The sequence below is a fragment of the Falsibacillus pallidus genome, assembly GCF_003350505.1.
Lineage (GTDB): Bacteria > Bacillota > Bacilli > Bacillales > DSM-25281 > Falsibacillus > Falsibacillus pallidus.
On sequence record NZ_QQAY01000001.1, the window covers coordinates 187,380 to 204,000 of the forward strand.

18 protein-coding genes and 1 other annotated feature are annotated in these 16,621 nt (G+C 41.6%); all 18 genes read right to left on the reverse strand.

Going from position 1 to position 16,621, the window contains the following annotated elements; translation table 11 throughout:
* Positions 1-192: 192 nt before the first annotated feature.
* Positions 193-1,104, reverse strand: a complete 912-nt coding sequence (locus DFR59_RS00910; protein WP_114743746.1) for an RluA family pseudouridine synthase — start codon at positions 1,102-1,104, stop codon at positions 193-195.
* Positions 1,070-1,564, reverse strand: coding sequence for a signal peptidase II (gene lspA, locus DFR59_RS00915; protein WP_114743747.1), 495 nt, complete (start codon positions 1,562-1,564; stop codon positions 1,070-1,072). Before lspA ends, DFR59_RS00910 begins: the two co-directional genes overlap by 35 nt.
* Positions 1,565-1,645: 81 nt before the next feature.
* Entirely contained in the window at positions 1,646-1,933 is a 288-nt protein-coding gene (locus tag DFR59_RS00920) for a hypothetical protein (RefSeq protein WP_114743748.1), read from the reverse strand.
* Between the two features lie 311 nt (positions 1,934-2,244).
* Positions 2,245-5,016, reverse strand: coding sequence for an isoleucine--tRNA ligase (gene ileS / locus DFR59_RS00925; RefSeq protein ID WP_114743749.1), 2,772 nt, complete (start codon positions 5,014-5,016; stop codon positions 2,245-2,247).
* Positions 5,017-5,111: 95 nt separating this feature from the next.
* Positions 5,112-5,350 (reverse strand) — a binding site (T-box leader).
* A gap of 48 nt (positions 5,351-5,398) precedes the next feature.
* Positions 5,399-5,911, reverse strand: a complete 513-nt coding sequence (locus DFR59_RS00930) for a DivIVA domain-containing protein (protein ID WP_114743750.1) — start codon at positions 5,909-5,911, stop codon at positions 5,399-5,401.
* A 118-nt stretch (positions 5,912-6,029) separates the two neighbouring features.
* On the reverse strand, positions 6,030-6,806 hold the full coding sequence (locus tag DFR59_RS00935; protein ID WP_114743751.1) for a YlmH family RNA-binding protein: 777 nt from the start codon (positions 6,804-6,806) through the stop codon (positions 6,030-6,032).
* Between the two features lie 49 nt (positions 6,807-6,855).
* Complete coding sequence (locus DFR59_RS00940; protein ID WP_114743752.1) at positions 6,856-7,119, reverse strand: YggT family protein; 264 nt, start codon at positions 7,117-7,119, stop codon at positions 6,856-6,858.
* Between the two features lie 5 nt (positions 7,120-7,124).
* Positions 7,125-7,577, reverse strand: a complete 453-nt coding sequence (locus tag DFR59_RS00945; protein WP_114743753.1) for a cell division protein SepF — start codon at positions 7,575-7,577, stop codon at positions 7,125-7,127.
* A 2-nt stretch (positions 7,578-7,579) separates the two neighbouring features.
* Positions 7,580-8,272 (reverse strand): YggS family pyridoxal phosphate-dependent enzyme, encoded by a 693-nt coding sequence (locus DFR59_RS00950; protein WP_114743754.1) that lies wholly within the window; start codon positions 8,270-8,272, stop codon positions 7,580-7,582.
* A gap of 4 nt (positions 8,273-8,276) precedes the next feature.
* Positions 8,277-9,098: a peptidoglycan editing factor PgeF gene (gene pgeF, locus DFR59_RS00955; RefSeq protein WP_114743755.1), complete on the reverse strand. Its 822-nt coding sequence runs from the start codon at positions 9,096-9,098 to the stop codon at positions 8,277-8,279.
* Between the two features lie 71 nt (positions 9,099-9,169).
* On the reverse strand, positions 9,170-9,442 hold the full coding sequence (locus tag DFR59_RS00960; protein WP_114743756.1) for a YlmC/YmxH family sporulation protein: 273 nt from the start codon (positions 9,440-9,442) through the stop codon (positions 9,170-9,172).
* Positions 9,443-9,708: 266 nt separating this feature from the next.
* Positions 9,709-10,485, reverse strand: a complete 777-nt coding sequence (gene sigG, locus DFR59_RS00965) for an RNA polymerase sporulation sigma factor SigG (RefSeq protein WP_114743757.1) — start codon at positions 10,483-10,485, stop codon at positions 9,709-9,711.
* Positions 10,486-10,753: 268 nt separating this feature from the next.
* Positions 10,754-11,473 carry an RNA polymerase sporulation sigma factor SigE gene (gene sigE / locus DFR59_RS00970; RefSeq protein WP_114743758.1) on the reverse strand — a complete coding sequence of 240 codons (720 nt, stop codon included), beginning with the start codon at positions 11,471-11,473 and terminating at the stop codon, positions 10,754-10,756.
* A 54-nt stretch (positions 11,474-11,527) separates the two neighbouring features.
* Positions 11,528-12,451 carry a sigma-E processing peptidase SpoIIGA gene (gene spoIIGA / locus DFR59_RS00975; protein ID WP_114743759.1) on the reverse strand — a complete coding sequence of 308 codons (924 nt, stop codon included), beginning with the start codon at positions 12,449-12,451 and terminating at the stop codon, positions 11,528-11,530.
* Between the two features lie 496 nt (positions 12,452-12,947).
* A complete protein-coding gene (gene ftsZ / locus DFR59_RS00980) occupies positions 12,948-14,087 on the reverse strand; it encodes a cell division protein FtsZ (RefSeq protein WP_114743760.1) in 1,140 nt (379 codons plus the stop codon).
* Positions 14,088-14,126: 39 nt separating this feature from the next.
* A complete protein-coding gene (gene ftsA, locus DFR59_RS00985) occupies positions 14,127-15,410 on the reverse strand; it encodes a cell division protein FtsA (RefSeq protein WP_114743761.1) in 1,284 nt (427 codons plus the stop codon).
* Positions 15,411-15,537: 127 nt separating this feature from the next.
* Positions 15,538-15,903, reverse strand: coding sequence for a small basic family protein (locus DFR59_RS00990; protein ID WP_114743762.1), 366 nt, complete (start codon positions 15,901-15,903; stop codon positions 15,538-15,540).
* A 1-nt stretch (position 15,904) separates the two neighbouring features.
* On the reverse strand, positions 15,905-16,576 hold the full coding sequence (locus tag DFR59_RS00995; RefSeq protein ID WP_425454686.1) for a DUF881 domain-containing protein: 672 nt from the start codon (positions 16,574-16,576) through the stop codon (positions 15,905-15,907).
* Positions 16,577-16,621 lie beyond the last annotated feature (45 nt).

The window sequence follows — 16,621 nt, forward strand, 5'->3', positions numbered from 1 at the left end:
ACCTCAGAAATTTAATCAGTTTCGTTCGAAAACGGTATAAAAAAACCTCTCACCAATGGATGAGAGGTTTTGGGTATATTACACCAAGCCTGCATTCAAATGCACGCTAATATCCGCTTCCTTCTCAGCCTCACTGGACTGTATTAAAGGTTCATTAAGTTAATACAAGGATAATATGAATAATGGTCTGTGTCAACTACCTTGTCGCAATTCGTCTAAAATCTGCTGAAAATCTTTTGGCATAGGAGCTTCAAATTCCATATATTCTTCTGTTTTTGGGTGGACGAATCCAAGAATGGCTGCATGAAGAGCCTGTCCATCAATCTTTAATGTCTTGCGAGGTCCATATTTTGGATCTCCTGCAAGCGGGAATCCAATATACTTCATATGGACGCGGATTTGATGGGTCCGTCCTGTCTCCAATTCACATTCCACAAAAGAAAATTGGTCGAAGCGTTCCAAAACACGGAAATGGGTAACAGCGTTCTTCCCCTTATCAACGACAGTCATGCTTTGCCTGTCATGGGAATCCCTTCCGATCGGCGCATCTATCGTTCCATAGTCGTGCGGAATGATGCCATGGACAATTGCGTAATACTTTCTTGTCACTGATTTATCTACCAGCTGCTGAACCAGCTTTTCATGCGCATAATCGTTCTTCGCTACCATCAATAGACCTGACGTATCTTTATCGATTCGATGGACGATTCCCGGGCGAAGGACGCCATTGATTCCGGATAGATCATTGCAATGATGCATAAGACCATTGACCAATGTACCGGTTAAATGACCGGGAGCGGGATGGACAACCATACCTCTTGGTTTATTTACGACAACGACATCGTGATCTTCATAATAGATGTCCAGATTCATGTCTTCCGGCAGCACATCCAGTGCTTCCGGTTCCGGAATGGATATTTCGATTTGGTCGTTCAGACTACATTTATAATTTGGTTTTATCACTTTGCCATTCACAGTAAGGGCCCCGTCTTTAACCCATTGTTTTACTTGGGTTCTGGACCATTCCGGATTGATTAAGGACACAACTTTATCGATGCGTTCGTTCTGTTCATTTTCTTGTATGATGTGTTCCACTTTCTCCATAAGTTTTCTCCTTCGTTTCTCTCTCTTCTTTCAGCATATAAATCATCAATAAGATGACACCGATTGTCAACGATGCATCCGCAATATTGAAAATAGGGAAATTGTAGCTGAAGATGTATGTATGAATAAAATCAACCACTTCTTTGCGGAAAACCCGATCGATAAAATTGCCTATTGCCCCGCCAAGAAGCATTCCGAGGCTGATGCCCAATAAAGGCTTGCCTTTTGCATGTTTTTGCATATAAAAAATGATTCCGCCGATGACGACAACTGTAATCAGGTAGAAAAACCACATCTGCCCCTGAAGGATTCCCCACGCAGCGCCTCTGTTTCGATGACTGGTAATGTAAAAGAAGTTCTTTATGATTTCGATTTCATCGCCAAACTCCATATTTTTGACAATGAGCCATTTTGTCAATTGATCTAATAAAAGGACAAATAGTGCAACAATATAATACACAAAGGCAACCCCCGAATTCTAAATGAAATGATTACCTTTGCATTTTAGCATATAAAAACAGCGGTAACAATGAACTTCGATTCAACCTCCGTACGGGATGTTTGATTTTCCGAACTTTTTATGAATTTCCTTCCATTCATTCGTGTTTCTGATCGTTGGGAGATGGTGCATGATGTCCAATGGAATCAATTCACCGCTGAATTCACAAATACCAAAAGTGTCATTTTCAAACTTTGATAATGCGTGCTTTATATCATTTTTTTCCTGTTCGATATAATGCTTCACCAATGGGTGGACAGATAAGTGCTGGTTAAGTTCAATGTGCGACTCGATCAATTGTTGATACAGCCTTTTTTTCGTCTCTTCCATCATTCCCCCTCCTTCTTATCAAGTAGCATTCCCTCAAAAGAGAAGAAGAAGGTAACGTAAGTATTACTAAAGGTGGTGCTTTTCTCCATGAATGATTGGCTGGATTTCATTTAGAAAAGCGCAAGCGCCTTGGTCAGCCCCGACCTGCATAAGACGGAACTCGAAGGAAATCCTGATTTCCGTAGAGGTGCGGCTTATGACTCGAGGGGCTAGGCGCTGGAGCTGGAAAGATTTCACTCTGATTTTTTATACTTTCTTATCTCTCAAAAAAACAACAGGCCCCTCTTAGGAGGAGCCTGTCTAATATTGAATTATCCAAGGTGTGAATAGTTTTCTTTTACTACTTCTGCACAGCGCGGGCATAGGGTTGGATGGTCTTCTGACTTCCCTACTTCAGTAGTGACTGTCCAGCATCTTTCGCATGTTTCCCCTTCAGCCTTCTCCACCACAATGGATGCGTGTTCAAGCTTTAATGCATCTTCAGGTGCTTCATCAACGGATCCGGCCACTTCGAAACCTGAAACGATGAACAACTGTTTGAGGTTTTCTGAAATGCTGTCTAGAAGTGCTTTTGTATTGTCATTAACATATAACAATACATTTGCTGTCAACGATTTACCGATGATCTTTGCATTTCTTGCTTCTTCGAGTGCCTTTAAAACGTCATCGCGAAGCTTCAGGAACTGATCCCATTTGTTTTCAAGCTCTTCGGCATTCGGGATTTCCTTGACATCAGGCATATCTGTAAGCTGAACACTCTCTTCCTCTACGCCAGGAATGTATGGCCATACCTCATCCGCAGTGTGGGAAAGGATCGGTGAAAGCAATTTGGCCATTGCTACCAATGCTTCGTAAAGGACTGTCTGGATCGCTCTTCTCTCGAATTGATCTTCAGCCTCGATATAAAGGACATCTTTTGCAAAATCAAGATAGAAAGAACTTAGATCAAGCGTACAGAAATTATTGACAGCATGATAGATGCCGGCAAAATCATAGCGCTCATATCCTTGTCGAACGTTCTTCACCAAATTATTCAGCTTAACAAGCATATATTGATCGACTTCGCGAAGCTTGTCATACTCAACAGAATTGGCTGCAGGGTCAAAATCAGCAAGGTTTCCTAGCAAGAATCTGAACGTATTGCGGATCTTGCGGTAAACTTCTGCCACCTGCTTCAGAATTGGATCTGAAACTCTTACATCTGCTTGGTAATCAACTGATGCCACCCATAAACGAAGAATATCCGCACCGAGCTGATTCATTACTTTCGCAGGAACGACAACGTTCCCTAAAGACTTACTCATTTTTCTTCCGTCGCCATCAAGTGCAAAACCATGGCTCAAGACTCCTTTATACGGTGCTTTTCCGGTTACTGCAACACCTGTCGTCAAGGATGAGTTAAACCAGCCTCTGTATTGGTCAGATCCTTCAAGATATAAGTCTGCAGGGCGCTGAAGATCGCTGCGCTCTTCCAGTACTGCCTGATGGGAGGATCCGGAATCGAACCAAACATCCATGATATCGTGTTCTTTAGTGAATCTGCCGTTAGGGCTGCCTTCATGTGTAAAGTTTTCAGGAAGCAATTCTTTAGCTTCCCGCTCGAACCAAATATTTGATCCATGTTCACGGAAGAGATTCGACACATGCGCAATCGTTTCATCAGTAATGATGGCTTCCCCGTTTTCAGCATAAAATACCGGAATTGGGACGCCCCATGCACGCTGGCGGGAAATACACCAATCCCCACGATCGCGCACCATATTGAATAATCTTGTTTCTCCCCAAGCAGGAACCCATTTCGTTTCTTTGACAGCTTCCAAAAGTTCATCACGGAACTTATCGATGGAAGCGAACCATTGTGCTGTAGCACGGAAAATTACAGGTTTTTTTGTTCTCCAGTCATGCGGATAGGAATGGGTGATAAATTTCAGCTTCAATAAAGCCCCTGATTCTTCAAGTTTTTCTGTGATCGGCTTATTGGCTTCATCATAAAACAACCCTTCAAAGCCTGGTGCTTCTGAAGTCATATAACCTTTATCATCAACTGGACAAAGAACATCCAGTCCGTACTGCTTTCCGACCTGGAAGTCATCTTCACCGTGTCCTGGAGCGGTATGGACACAGCCCGTACCAGAATCGGTTGTAACGTGTTCGCCTAGGATGACAAGTGACTCGCGGTCATATAAAGGATGTTTGGCAGTTGCTCTTTCAAGTTCCGATCCCTTCACGGTCTTTTCAACTTGTGGAGACTCCCATTCCAGCACTTCTGCTACTTCTTCAAGAAGATCTTTAGCTACTACATATTTGCTTCCACCTTCATTGACCACTGCGTAGTCCAAATCTTTATGAACGGCAATTCCGAGGTTGGCAGGAATTGTCCAAGGTGTAGTGGTCCAGATGATGATCTTTGTACCGGATTCAAGGACACCTTTCCCATCTCTCACGTCAAATCCCACATAAATAGATGGGGAACGCTTATCCTGATATTCAATCTCAGCTTCAGCTAAAGCAGATTCGCTTGACGGGGACCAGTAAACAGGCTTGAGACCCTTATAGATGTATCCTTTTTTAGCCATTTCCCCGAATACTTTGATTTGCTGCGCCTCATATTCAGGTTTAAGAGTGATATAAGGATTTTCCCAATCCCCTCTTACTCCAAGACGTTTGAACTGCTCACGCTGACTGTCGACTTGCTCGTATGCATATTTTGCACACAGCTCTCTGAATTCGGCAACGCTCATTTCTTTTCGTTTGACGCCTTTGTTCGTTAATGCCTGCTCGATCGGAAGGCCGTGTGTATCCCAGCCTGGTACGTATGGAGCACAATAGCCGCTCATCGATTTATAGCGGACAATGAAGTCTTTTAATACTTTATTTAATGCATGGCCCATATGGATATCGCCATTAGCATATGGTGGTCCATCATGAAGGACAAATAGAGGACGGCCTTGAGTTCGTTCCTGAACTTTTTTATAAATATCCATCTCGTTCCATTTTTCCTGAAGATCTGGTTCTCTTTTTGGAAGGTTTCCTCTCATAGGAAATTCAGTTTTTGGCATAAGCAGCGTATCTTTGTATTCCATTCCAATTCCTCCTTGGCATTGACGGGCAGCAGAACTTTAAAGTGAGCTCACAATCAGATGGTTTTCAAGGAAAAACAAAAAACCTTCTCATCCCGAAAAGGGACGAGAAGGTTTATTCCCGTGGTACCACCCTAATAGATCAAGTTTACCCTCGACCCACTTTGACATTCGTATCGTGAATGAAACGCCATCTTTACTGGCTGTGATTAAACAGCGTTCGAGAATGGGACTCAAGGGTGATTTTCCGATCACTATCTTAATCCGGGCTTTCACCTTCCCCGGCTCGCTTTACCTTAAGATCATTGTATCGTACTGTCCCTGTCACCGTCGTTTATCATTGTTATTAATGTTTTTAAATTATATGTGATAGAGAAGTTGTTCGTCAAGTCAACGTGTCTTCTTGAAGGACCTTCAATTCTGATGCATCGACTTCAAATTCCATCAATTTGTCCCAGTCATCATTTTTCAGCATGTCCAATTGTGCTTCGATTAGCATCTTGAAGCGCGTGCGGAATACCTTGGACTGTTTTTTCAAGTCTTCAATTTCAATAGCAATTTTCCTTGCTTTTGATAATGATTCGTTGACGATCCTATCGGCATTTTTCTCTGCTTCTTTTATGATCAGCTTGGATTCCTTCTGGGCATGCCTTCTTACTTCTTCTGCCGCTTCTTGGGCAACAATAATGGACTTGTTCAATGTCTCTTCGATATTCGTAAAATGGCTTAATCGTTCATGCATGGAATTTAATTTTTCTTCCAATTCCTTTTTCTCGCGAATGAGAAGTTCATAATCCTTAATGATTTGATCCAGGAACTCATTCACTTCATCTTCATCATACCCTCTAAATCCCTTGCTGAATTCCTTGTTATGTATATCCAACGGTGTTAAAGGCATTGCTGCCACCTCCACAATATCTTTATTTTACAATTTGTTAATTATGCTCCACTAGTTCATAAATCAATTATACTGATGTTTCGACAACTTGTGTAAAAAACCCTGCAATTTTCTAAAATTATTTCAAAACTCCTACGACTATCCGCCATTTTTCTTTCTTTGTCTTTCCTTCAATCGACACAATTTTTGCACGGCCAAATCCCCTTGCTGAAATCATATCGCCTTCCTCACAGAGAAATGATGTCTGCTCGGAAATCTTCCAGTTGACCTTTACATGCCCCGACTGAATCAATAGCTGGGATTTTTGTCTTGATATATTCATGATTGCCCCAAGGACTGCATCAAGTCTTAAAGAACTTACAGTGGTAGAACTTTCTTTCCAATTTTCAGGATTATGGAGCAGATCGTCGATGGGCTTTTCTTCAACAGCTACCGGTGTTTTCCCTACATGAGTAAACTCCATCCTTACAAAATCATCCATCTCTTTCACTGATAAAAATTGGACCCTCTCTCCGGAAACAATGATATCCCCGAACTTTTCCCTTTTGAGTCCAATAGACATCAAGCTCCCTAAAATTTTTCGATGATCGATTGAGACAAATTTATGAGGATAATTGATTTCGGCCACCGTGATTAAAAAATCTTCTTCACTTGGTGCATAATAGGATGGATAGATCAGCGCTCTTTTTCTTTCTGCTTGTTCGTATCCGCCAAAAAAGGAGCATTTGATCTCTCCTTCTTTTCCAATGATTGATTGTACGATCCATTGCTGTCTCGGATCAAGGAAATCTGTCAGTTTAGGGGCATAAGTTGTTTCTGTATATTGACGCCATTGAATGACGCTGTCCACGAAGTCTTTTTCTTCTGATCGAAAATGCTGGTAAATATCTGTCATCTTTCAACCTCTATTCTGGAAAATAAAAAAGGAAGCAGATAGCTCCCTTTTATATCGTCCACCTGATCAATTGTTGGATCCCGCTCATTGCCAAATTCAGAACGATGAAAGCAACAATTGGGGAGATATCAATCATCCCAATAGGGGGTACGATTCTTCTGAACGGATCTAAGTAAGGCTCGCAAATTCTTGTCAATATCCGGCCAATACTTGTTTCCCTTGCGTTCGGGAACCAGGACATCAAAATGTAAATGACCAGCGCCCATGAATATAATTGAACCAGTTTTGCTAATGCTACCAATATCCAAGTCATTCTACCTAGGACCACCTCGTATCATCTATATCAGCCTCAGTGAACAGTTCGGAAATGTTTCCGGAAACCTCTACGTTGTCAGGAGTGCACAGAAAAATATTGGATCCTATCCTTTGGATATCCCCGCCGATGGCATATACAGTCCCACTCAAAAAGTCTACGATCCTTTTAGCCTGGTCATGCTGGATCCTTTGCAGGTTGACCACAACAGCCCGCCTATTTTTCAAATGGTCTGCAATTTCCTGAGCTTCTGCATACACCCTTGGCTCAACCAATATTACCTTGGATGATTTTTGAACACTTTGCAGACTGACAATATTTTGTTTTACATTTCCTTGCTGCGCCTTCACCATCGGCTGTTTAGCCGGTTCAGCCTCTTCTTCCATGATTTCTTCTTCCATATCATCATATTCATCATCTAAAAGAAAAAATGTTTTAAATTTTGATTTTAGTCCCATTTCTACACCTCCAGTTCATTTTCAGCGGCACCGACCAATGATGTTCCGATGCGGATATATGTTGCCCCTTCTTCTATGGCAATCCCATAATCATTGGACATCCCCATCGATAATTCTGTACATGGGGCATATTCAAGATCCAGCTCTTTTACTTTCAATTGAAGTCCCTTTAGATCAGAGAAGCATTTTCTAATTACCTTTTCACCGGTTGAGTTTGGAGCCATTGTCATTAAACCAATTATATTGATATTTTTAAACTTGTCCAATTGTTTGATAAAATCAAGTGTCTCTTCGGGTGCAAGCCCATGCTTTGATTCCTCGCCTGAAGTATTCACTTGAACAAAGCAATTAATCGGCTTGCCTGCTCGTTTATCGATTTCCTTTGCAAGTGAACTCCTATCAAGGGAATGTATGTAATCAACTTTTTCTATGATGTTTTTCACTTTCCTCGTTTGCAATGAACCGATGAAGTGCCAGATGGGTTCATCTCCAAGAACTTCCCATTTTTCATTTAAGCCTTCATCCCTGTTCTCACCAAGATGTAAGAGTCCGGATTTCATGGCTTCTTTTGCACGTTCAGCAGAAACCTGCTTTGTCACTGCCACAATCGTGATCTCATCTCGGTTCCTTCCTGATTTCCTGCACGCTTCTTCAATGTTTTTTTCGATTAGCTCTAGATTTTCTGCTACTTTCATGAAGTCATTCTCCTTTCCAGCCAATGAAGCTGAGCATCCTGCCTGTTTTCCCTTCATCTCTTCTATGCGAAAAGTAGTATTCGGAATCACAGCTCGTACAGAATTGCGTCATTTCGATATGGTTGGCCGGAATGCCTGATTTTCTCAATATCAATTTGTTCATTTCTTTAAGGTCAATTGAATATTGCCCTTGACTGATTTCATTATATGGTTTTTCAACCGTTTCATCCAGCCATATTTCCATTTCATTTATAACACGGTCATCAACGACATAGCAATTCCTGCAGATGGATGGACCGATTGCCGCATGGATTTCCTCCGGCGAGACACCTTCTTCCATCCACGCTTTTACCATTTCAGCAGCAATCCCTTTTGCTGTCCCTTTCCATCCTGCATGGGCAACACCGATATATCCTTTTTCAGGGGCGATGAAAAATAAAGGAACACAGTCGGCAAACGCTAATGTCAAAAGAATCCCCGGTTCATTTGTATAGAATCCGTCTGTATCTTTGAAGCCTGAAGCATATTCCTTTGCACCTTTTCCGCGGTCATTCAATGAGGCCTTCACAATTCGATTTCCGTGAGTCTGTTCTGCAGCAACCCAATCATCGATTGGAGTCCCGAGGCGTTCAGCCAGCAGAATTCGGTTAGATACCACTTTATCCAATTCATCCCCCACATGGAAACCCATATTCAAGCTTTCGAAGGATCCTTTACTAAAACCGCCTTCTTTTGATGTGAAACCTGCAGCCAGATCAGGAAAACGGCTGACCCATTCCGACAGCGCGAAGTACTCTGTAAACTTTCGATCAAATGGTTCACCCATAATAAAGCTCCTCCATTTGTATTTTCTTTAGTTTACCATACGCCTGGCATGCGGTCAGCATATATATATCATCACTTAGGTTCATTTAACTGCTGCTGTGTATATTTTTGTTCCTTGAACCTGACTAATATCACATCGGTTCCAATCTTCACGATATTGTTCCACGGAATGACGACGTCTTCCTCTTTTCCAAACAGTCCAAGCAGCTTCCCTCCTGAACCAATTACAATAGCATCAATTTTCCCCGTTTCCAAGTTGATTTCGATATCCCCAATATTGCCTAGTTTTTTTCCATCAGAAATATTTACGACATCTTTGATTTGAAATTCTGAGATCCTGACCAAGGGAATCCCCCTCTCCTTTTCGTTCTCATTCAAGTATATGCATGATCTATAAGAAAACATGTGTAATAGAAAAATGCCGCCAGGAGCAGGTCCGGCGGCATTTTTCTATTTTAGATAGATCAGAAAGTATAAACATTCTGATTGGAGTGCTGTCCAGCTACAGCGCCTAGCCCCTCGAGTCATAAGCCGCACCTCTACGGAAATCAGGATTTCCTTCGAGTTCCGTCTTATGCTGGTCGGGGCTGTTCGAGGCGCTTTCGCTTTTCTTATTGTATGTTTTTATTCATATGCTTGATTGCTGCTTTTTCCAGCCTGGACACCTGAGCTTGGGAGATTCCGATTTCTTCTGCTACCTCCATTTGTGTCTTACCTTGGAAAAATCTTTTTCTGATAATCATCTTCTCTCTTTCATTCAATCTGCGCATTCCTTCTTTTAGGGCTATTTCCTCAATCCATTGAATATCTTTATTTTTTTCATCACTCAATTGATCCATGACAAATATCGGATCTCCCCCATCATTGTATATAGGTTCAAACAATGAAACTGGGTCTTGTATCGCATCCAATGCAAATACGACTTCCTCATGGGCCACATCAAGCACTTTAGCAATTTCTTCAGCAGTCGGCTCCCTTGATGTTTCACTCATCAATCTTTCACGGACTTGAAGGGCTTTATAGGCTATATCCCTTAAACTTCTTGAAACACGTATAGGGTTATTATCCCTAAGATAGCGGCGGATTTCACCGATGATCATCGGTACTGCATAGGTGGAAAACTTAACATTTTGGCCAAGATCAAAATTATCGATTGATTTCATCAATCCGATGCAGCCAACTTGAAACAAGTCGTCCACAAATTCTCCGCGGTTATTAAACCTCTGGATGACACTGAGGACCAAGCGTAAGTTTCCATTTACTAATTTTTCTCTAGCCCAAAGTTCCCCTGACTGCATTTGCTTAAAAAGCAACCTCATTTCCTCATTTTTGAGGACAGGGAGTTTAGATGTGTCCACACCGCAAATTTCCACTTTATTTCGCGTCAAGTCTTTTCCCTCCTTACAGGAGCTGCTGTTCAAAGTTAAGTATCTCCTCGGCAGGGAAATTTATGCACAGCTTGAGAGCTGCAAAAATGGAAAAAGGGTACCCATGTTGTTAAAGAATTCAAGTGTATCAAGCTGTGAATCAAACATGAAAATAATTAGCAGGGATAAAAATAATAAAATTCAAAAAAACAGATAATTTTCCGGTGATGGAACTTGCCATCTACCGGATAAATTATCTGTCGCAATGTTTGTTTCTAATCGTCCAATCCTACACCATTTTATTAAATTCTTTTCGGAGGCGCTTAATGATTCTTTTCTCCAGTCTGGAGATGTAGGATTGGGAGATTCCAAGCATATCTGCCACATCCTTTTGCGTTTTTTCCTCGCCGCCAACCAATCCAAACCTCAGTTCCATGATTTGTTTTTCGCGATCTGACAATTGATGCAGTGCATTGAATAATAGCTTCCTGTCAACGGTCGCTTCCAAATCCTTTGTGATGATGTCCTCGTCAGTTCCCAAGACATCCGATAGGAGAAGTTCATTTCCATCCCAATCGATATTGAGGGGCTCATCAAATGATACTTCAGAACGGATTTTGTTATTCCTCCTGAGATACATCAATATTTCATTTTCAATGCAGCGGGAGGCATATGTAGCAAGCTTGATCTTCTTCTCCGGGTTAAAAGTATTTACCGCTTTTATCAACCCTATTGTGCCGATGCTTATTAGGTCCTCTATATTGATGCCTGTATTTTCAAATTTCCTTGCTATATAGACAACAAGTCTCAAATTTCTTTCAATCAATAAAGAACGTGCAGCTTTATCTCCATTTGGCAGCTTTTTCAAAAGCACTTCTTCTTCATCTTTAGAAAGCGGCGGCGGCAATGCCTCACTGCCGCCAATGTAATAAATCTCGTCTGTTTTCAATCCTAATTTAATCAGGAGCTTATACCAATAATACGAGAGTTTCAGCCTGAAATTTTTCAACTTGTTTCCTCCTTCTATTTTTGCTGAGTGCTGAGTATAGTATTATTACCTTCTTTAAGATGCCGTTTTGATGCTGATTCCTGACACCATCTTCGGATGTACGATGCAGTCGAATTCTCCATCCCCTGAAAGGGATTGGTTTGTAAAAGATATCAGGCCTTTTTTGACCACCCAACTTTCATCCCCTTTAAAAATCATTAATTGATCGGGTTTGAATGCAGTGAGAAGCTGATTCGATTTGCCAACTGACTTTGCTGGGATAAATCGCAATTTATCAGTCCACTCCTCGCTGAGGGAAATGGAACCATCCATGAATCCATCAGGATTTTGGGCAAGTTCAATGATTTCTTTTGGAAGCGCCTGCTGTCCTTTGATCGATGCGATCATCACCGGCATATTGGATATGGGATCGTAAAGTTTATTCCCACTGTCAATCAGCCCATTGAAAGACATGCGAATATGATTTATTTCAATTGAAACCTTCACCAATTGCTCATACTCGATTTTAGCCATTTCAAATGTCTCAATTCTTTTCCTGGAGAAGTACCATGCTGCAGGAATTCCAAACATCACAAAAATCCAGGAAATCGGATCGCCAAATCCTTTTATACTTGCCATAAATAACGAAGATGAGTAGTCAAGCTGAAATGATAGAAGATAATGAGTGCCAATTAAAATGCCGCCAAGGAGAAAGGTTGTAAAATAAAAAGTCATCAGGCAGCTGAAATAATATTTCATTCGTCTAAAGCCAAAGACTGTGAATACCATTATTAATGAAAAAGAGATCTTGATGGCTGCATTGTTCGCTAAAAACCCGATAGGTGTCAAGGGCAAGAATATCAAAATCGATCCTATCAAACCTCCCATTCCTATCCTCCACCACTTAACCCTTCTTTTTAGAAGTATGGAAGTCAGCCATAATAACATGCTATCCACAAGCAAATTCAATAGCCAAATGACGTCCAAGTATACGACCAATCATTCCCCTCCAATCCATTACCTTTTTCAAGAAGTATATCTTACCTTGCGCCTGAAATATGTCAGTTCTTGTAATGAATACCCAAGAAATTTTCGAAGATAGATTCGAATTTTGTCAAAATGAAAAGCGGAAGCGCCTTGGTCAGCCCCGACCAGCATAAGACGGAACTCGAAGGAAATCCTGATTTCCGTAGAGGTACGGCTTATGACTCGAGGGGCTAGGCGCTGGAGCTGGACATAGAAAAGCGGAGCCGGCTTGCTCAAAGGCGTAGAGACTGGAGCGCGGCACCACGAGATAAAGGAATCGCGATGAGCTTTAGCGAATCGATGATGACTTATCGTAAGTGTGCTGAGCGAAGTCTCCTAGCCTTTAGCCGGCAGAGCTGGACAATAGAAAAGCGGAAGCGCCATGAAAGCCGGGACAGCAATCAATTGATTTTTTCGTTTTAAACGCAAAAAAAGCGAGTGGTTTTCACCACTCGCTTTTTGGTACGAATTATCTGCGACGATTTCGGTTGCGAAGGAAGGTTGGAATATCCAATGTTTCTTCCATCGGCTGGGATGAAGATGTTTTAGCAGGCTCAGACTGCTGCTCTTCTCGTTTTGGCTCTCTTTTTGGTGCTTGTGAAACGTTTGGCTTCATTTGTCCGAAACTTGGACGAGATGGTTTAGGCTGTACTGTTTCTTCATTAAATCCGGTTGCAATAACAGTAACAATGATTTCGTCTTTGAAATTTTCATTGATTACGGAACCGAAAATCATATTTACTTCTTGATCTGAAGCAGATGCTACAATATCTGCAGCTTCCTGGACTTCATACAAGCTTAAATTCGTTCCACCTGTGATATTCATCAATACACCTTGTGCTCCATCAATGGATGTTTCAAGCAATGGCGAGGAAATGGCTTTCTTCGCAGCTTCAGTGGCACGGTTTTCACCTGTTGCAACACCGATACCCATCAGTGCAGATCCTTTATTGGACATGATCGTTTTTACATCCGCAAAGTCAAGGTTGATCAATCCAGGAACTGCGATTAAGTCTGAAATCCCCTGTACACCTTGGCGAAGAACGTTATCCGCTTCACGGAATGCTTCAAGCATTGGTGTGCTTTTGTCAACAATCTCCAATAATCGATCGTTTGGAATGACAATCAGGGTATCCACTGATTCTTTCATAGCGGCAATTCCGCCTGCTGCTTGGGTTTGGCGCTTTCTTCCTTCAAATGTGAAAGGGCGGGTGACAACTCCTACAGTCAGTGCACCCAAGTCTCTTGCAATTTGAGCGATGACCGGTGCAGCACCTGTACCTGTTCCGCCTCCCATGCCGGCAGTTACAAAGACCATGTCTGCCCCTCTTAAAGCTTCTTCAATCTGCTCTTTGCTTTCTTCAGCAGCTTTCTTTCCTACTTCCGGATTAGCACCTGCACCCAATCCTCTAGTAAGCTTTGCCCCAATTTGCATCTTGATTTCAGCTTTTGAAAGGTTCAATGCCTGAGCATCTGTATTGACTGAAATAAATTCCACCCCTTGAACCCCATGTTCTATCATTCGGTTAACGGCATTGTTTCCACCGCCGCCGACTCCAATTACTTTAATCGTTGCTAATTGATCTAAATTAGTATCAAACTCCAACATGACTAATCCTCCTAATCCGTCGATTTCCGCTTCGATGTCCTACTCGAAAAAGTAACCAAAGAACTTCTTCATTTTATTTGAGATTTTTTCCTCTGGCTGCTTTTCTGCCTTTGGCTTTGCTTGTGTCGTTTTCACTTGACGTTTTTCAACACTTTCAGAAGGAACAGGAGAAGCACTGACGTTTCTTCCTTGTAATCTAGCAGTTTTATGAGCGTATTTGATAAGCCCTACTGCTGTAGTGTACTGAGATTCGCGTACTCCGATATAATCCGGAATTGCCACTCTTACTCGGTTTTGGAAGACTAGTTGGGCTAGATCCAATACTCCTGTAAGATTGGCCATACCGCCAGTCAATACATAGCCGCCCGGCAAATCTCTGATTCCCAATCTTTTGAGTTCATGCTGGACTAAATCAAATATTTCCTCCAGTCTTGCCTCAATGATATCAGAAATCTCAAGCTGGTTAAATTGCTGGTGCTGATCGCTTCCGATGATTGGAACACTGAACACTTCATCTTCTGATGCATGATCATAATATGCATGTCCATATTTCACTTTGATTCTCTCTGCATCTTCTGTCGACGTTCTCAATCCAATGGACAAATCTTTTGTGATATGTTCGCCGCCCACAGGAAGTACAGAGGTTACTTTCAAGTGTCCCTGCTCAAAAACAGCCAATGTCGTGGATCCGCCGCCTATATCGATAAGTGCGGCACCTAAATTTTGCTCATCTTTCGATAATGCAATAGATCCTGCTGCAAGGGGCTGTAGGACAATATCCGTAATATCTAGGCCAGCCCGTTCTACACAGCGAAGTGTATTATGTAATATTGTTTTAGAGCCGGTAATGATCGTTCCTTCCATTTCAAGCCTTACACCGATCATTCCCCTTGGGTCATTTATTTCGTCCAATCCATCTACAATGAACTGTTTTGGAATGACATTGATAATCTCACGTTCAGGCGGGATGGAAATAACCTGAGCTGCATCCATTACCCTTGCTACATCATCATCCGTAATTTCACGGTTATCACTTGATACTGCAACGACACCATGGCATGGCTGCAAAGCTACATGGTTTCCTGCTACTCCGACGATGACCTTATCAATATTCATGCCTATCATTCTCTCAGCCTGTTCGACTGCCTTTTTAATAGAATGAACGGTTTCGTCTATATCGACGATTGAGCCTTTTCTGATTCCTTCAGAATGTACATTCCCAACACCGATAATATTTAGTGCATCATTAACCATTTCTCCAATAATGACTTTTACAGTGGATGTACCGATGTCAAGACTCACATATATTTCATTGCTGTTCACTCTATGGCACCTCCTTCAACAAATCTGCAACTTTTTCATATTTAGAACAACAAATTACAATTTTCACTTGATTTCAATATATCTTATATTGATATTCGTCAAAACTAAAATATTCCCTTTTAAAAAATCAACTTTTTTCTGATTTTTCTTGAGAATTCGCTGACCATTTACTGATCATGATTCTCCGGATGACTGCAATGTTCTGGAACAAACGCACTCCAAAGGCAAAAACAGCAGCTAAATACAAGTCTACACCAAGATGAACCCCTAGAAAAGCTAAACTTGCAGCCAGCAAAATGTTAAAAAAGAATCCAGAGACAAAAACTTTGTCATCATATATATTTTGCAAATGGGCCCTGATTCCTCCGAAGAGGGTATCCAGGGCTGCCAGGACCGCAATGGATAAATAATTCGAGTATTCATCAGGTATGCGGATATCAGTCAGCAGCCCCAATATAACACCTATGAGGAGCCCGAGTATCGGAAGCCACATTTTATTTCTCTCCTTTTTCTTTAACAGGCTCCATATAGCGAATCCTTAAAATATCTTGATAGGCAGGGATGCTAATATCCTTGTTCGGTTTTGAAATATTGACCCTTAAGTCATCTATGAAGAAATCATCTGCCGACTTGGAAACACTCATTCGATTATATAATTTTTGGGCAGTATCCCAATCCTTGGCGATTACTTTGACTTCAATGGGAACCGAATGTATGGCATATCCATTTACCTTTGTTTCACCATTGATGTCCCTTATGACAGAATTATTGATGATTCGCTGTCCATCGATTGATATGTATAAAGCATCGTACATATTCAGCTCATTGACCAGCCTTTTCAGCAAATCCGGCGAAACGGATTTAACCGTTTTACCCAAGAGCATTTCTTCGTATACCGGCTCAATGGTCAGTACGATCCCAGGACCTTCTGCTTCTGTCAACCCTGCTTCTTTCTTTAATTCGTCAAGCGTTTCGCGGAGGGCTTCTTCTTTGCTTCCTTTTTTCTTTGTTTCATACTTGTCCAGCTTTTCTTCGTTGGACCTGATTTCACTGATCAATTTGGATTGAGTTTCTTTTTCCTTTAACTGGGCTTCCCTTAACTCCCATATATCCCTTGTATCCCTGATTACAGGCTTTTTGACTGTCTGGAATTGGATGGCCAGCATAAATCCAATGATGATCGTGATGAAAGTAAAGCTGATTTTAATTTT

Excerpts from the sequence above, each read along its gene's own strand:
- DFR59_RS00910 (WP_114743746.1), bottom strand. The coding sequence starts at position 1,104 with ATGGAGAAAGTGGAACACATCATACAAGAAAATGAACAGAACGAACGC.
- DFR59_RS00990 (WP_114743762.1), bottom strand. The coding sequence starts at position 15,903 with ATGTGGCTTCCGATACTCGGGCTCCTCATAGGTGTTATATTGGGGCTG.
- DFR59_RS00920 (WP_114743748.1), bottom strand. The coding sequence starts at position 1,933 with ATGGAAGAGACGAAAAAAAGGCTGTATCAACAATTGATCGAGTCGCAC.
- pgeF (WP_114743755.1), bottom strand. The coding sequence starts at position 9,098 with ATGGGTGAACCATTTGATCGAAAGTTTACAGAGTACTTCGCGCTGTCG.
- DFR59_RS00935 (WP_114743751.1), bottom strand. The coding sequence starts at position 6,806 with ATGACAGATATTTACCAGCATTTTCGATCAGAAGAAAAAGACTTCGTG.
- DFR59_RS00950 (WP_114743754.1), bottom strand. The coding sequence starts at position 8,272 with ATGAAAGTAGCAGAAAATCTAGAGCTAATCGAAAAAAACATTGAAGAA.
- DFR59_RS00995 (WP_425454686.1), bottom strand. The coding sequence starts at position 16,576 with ATGCTGGCCATCCAATTCCAGACAGTCAAAAAGCCTGTAATCAGGGAT.
- ileS (WP_114743749.1), bottom strand. The coding sequence starts at position 5,016 with ATGGAATACAAAGATACGCTGCTTATGCCAAAAACTGAATTTCCTATG.
- ftsZ (WP_114743760.1), bottom strand. The coding sequence starts at position 14,087 with ATGTTGGAGTTTGATACTAATTTAGATCAATTAGCAACGATTAAAGTA.
- DFR59_RS00945 (WP_114743753.1), bottom strand. The coding sequence starts at position 7,577 with ATGGGACTAAAATCAAAATTTAAAACATTTTTTCTTTTAGATGATGAA.
- DFR59_RS00930 (WP_114743750.1), bottom strand. The coding sequence starts at position 5,911 with ATGCCTTTAACACCGTTGGATATACATAACAAGGAATTCAGCAAGGGA.
- DFR59_RS00940 (WP_114743752.1), bottom strand. The coding sequence starts at position 7,119 with ATGACTTGGATATTGGTAGCATTAGCAAAACTGGTTCAATTATATTCA.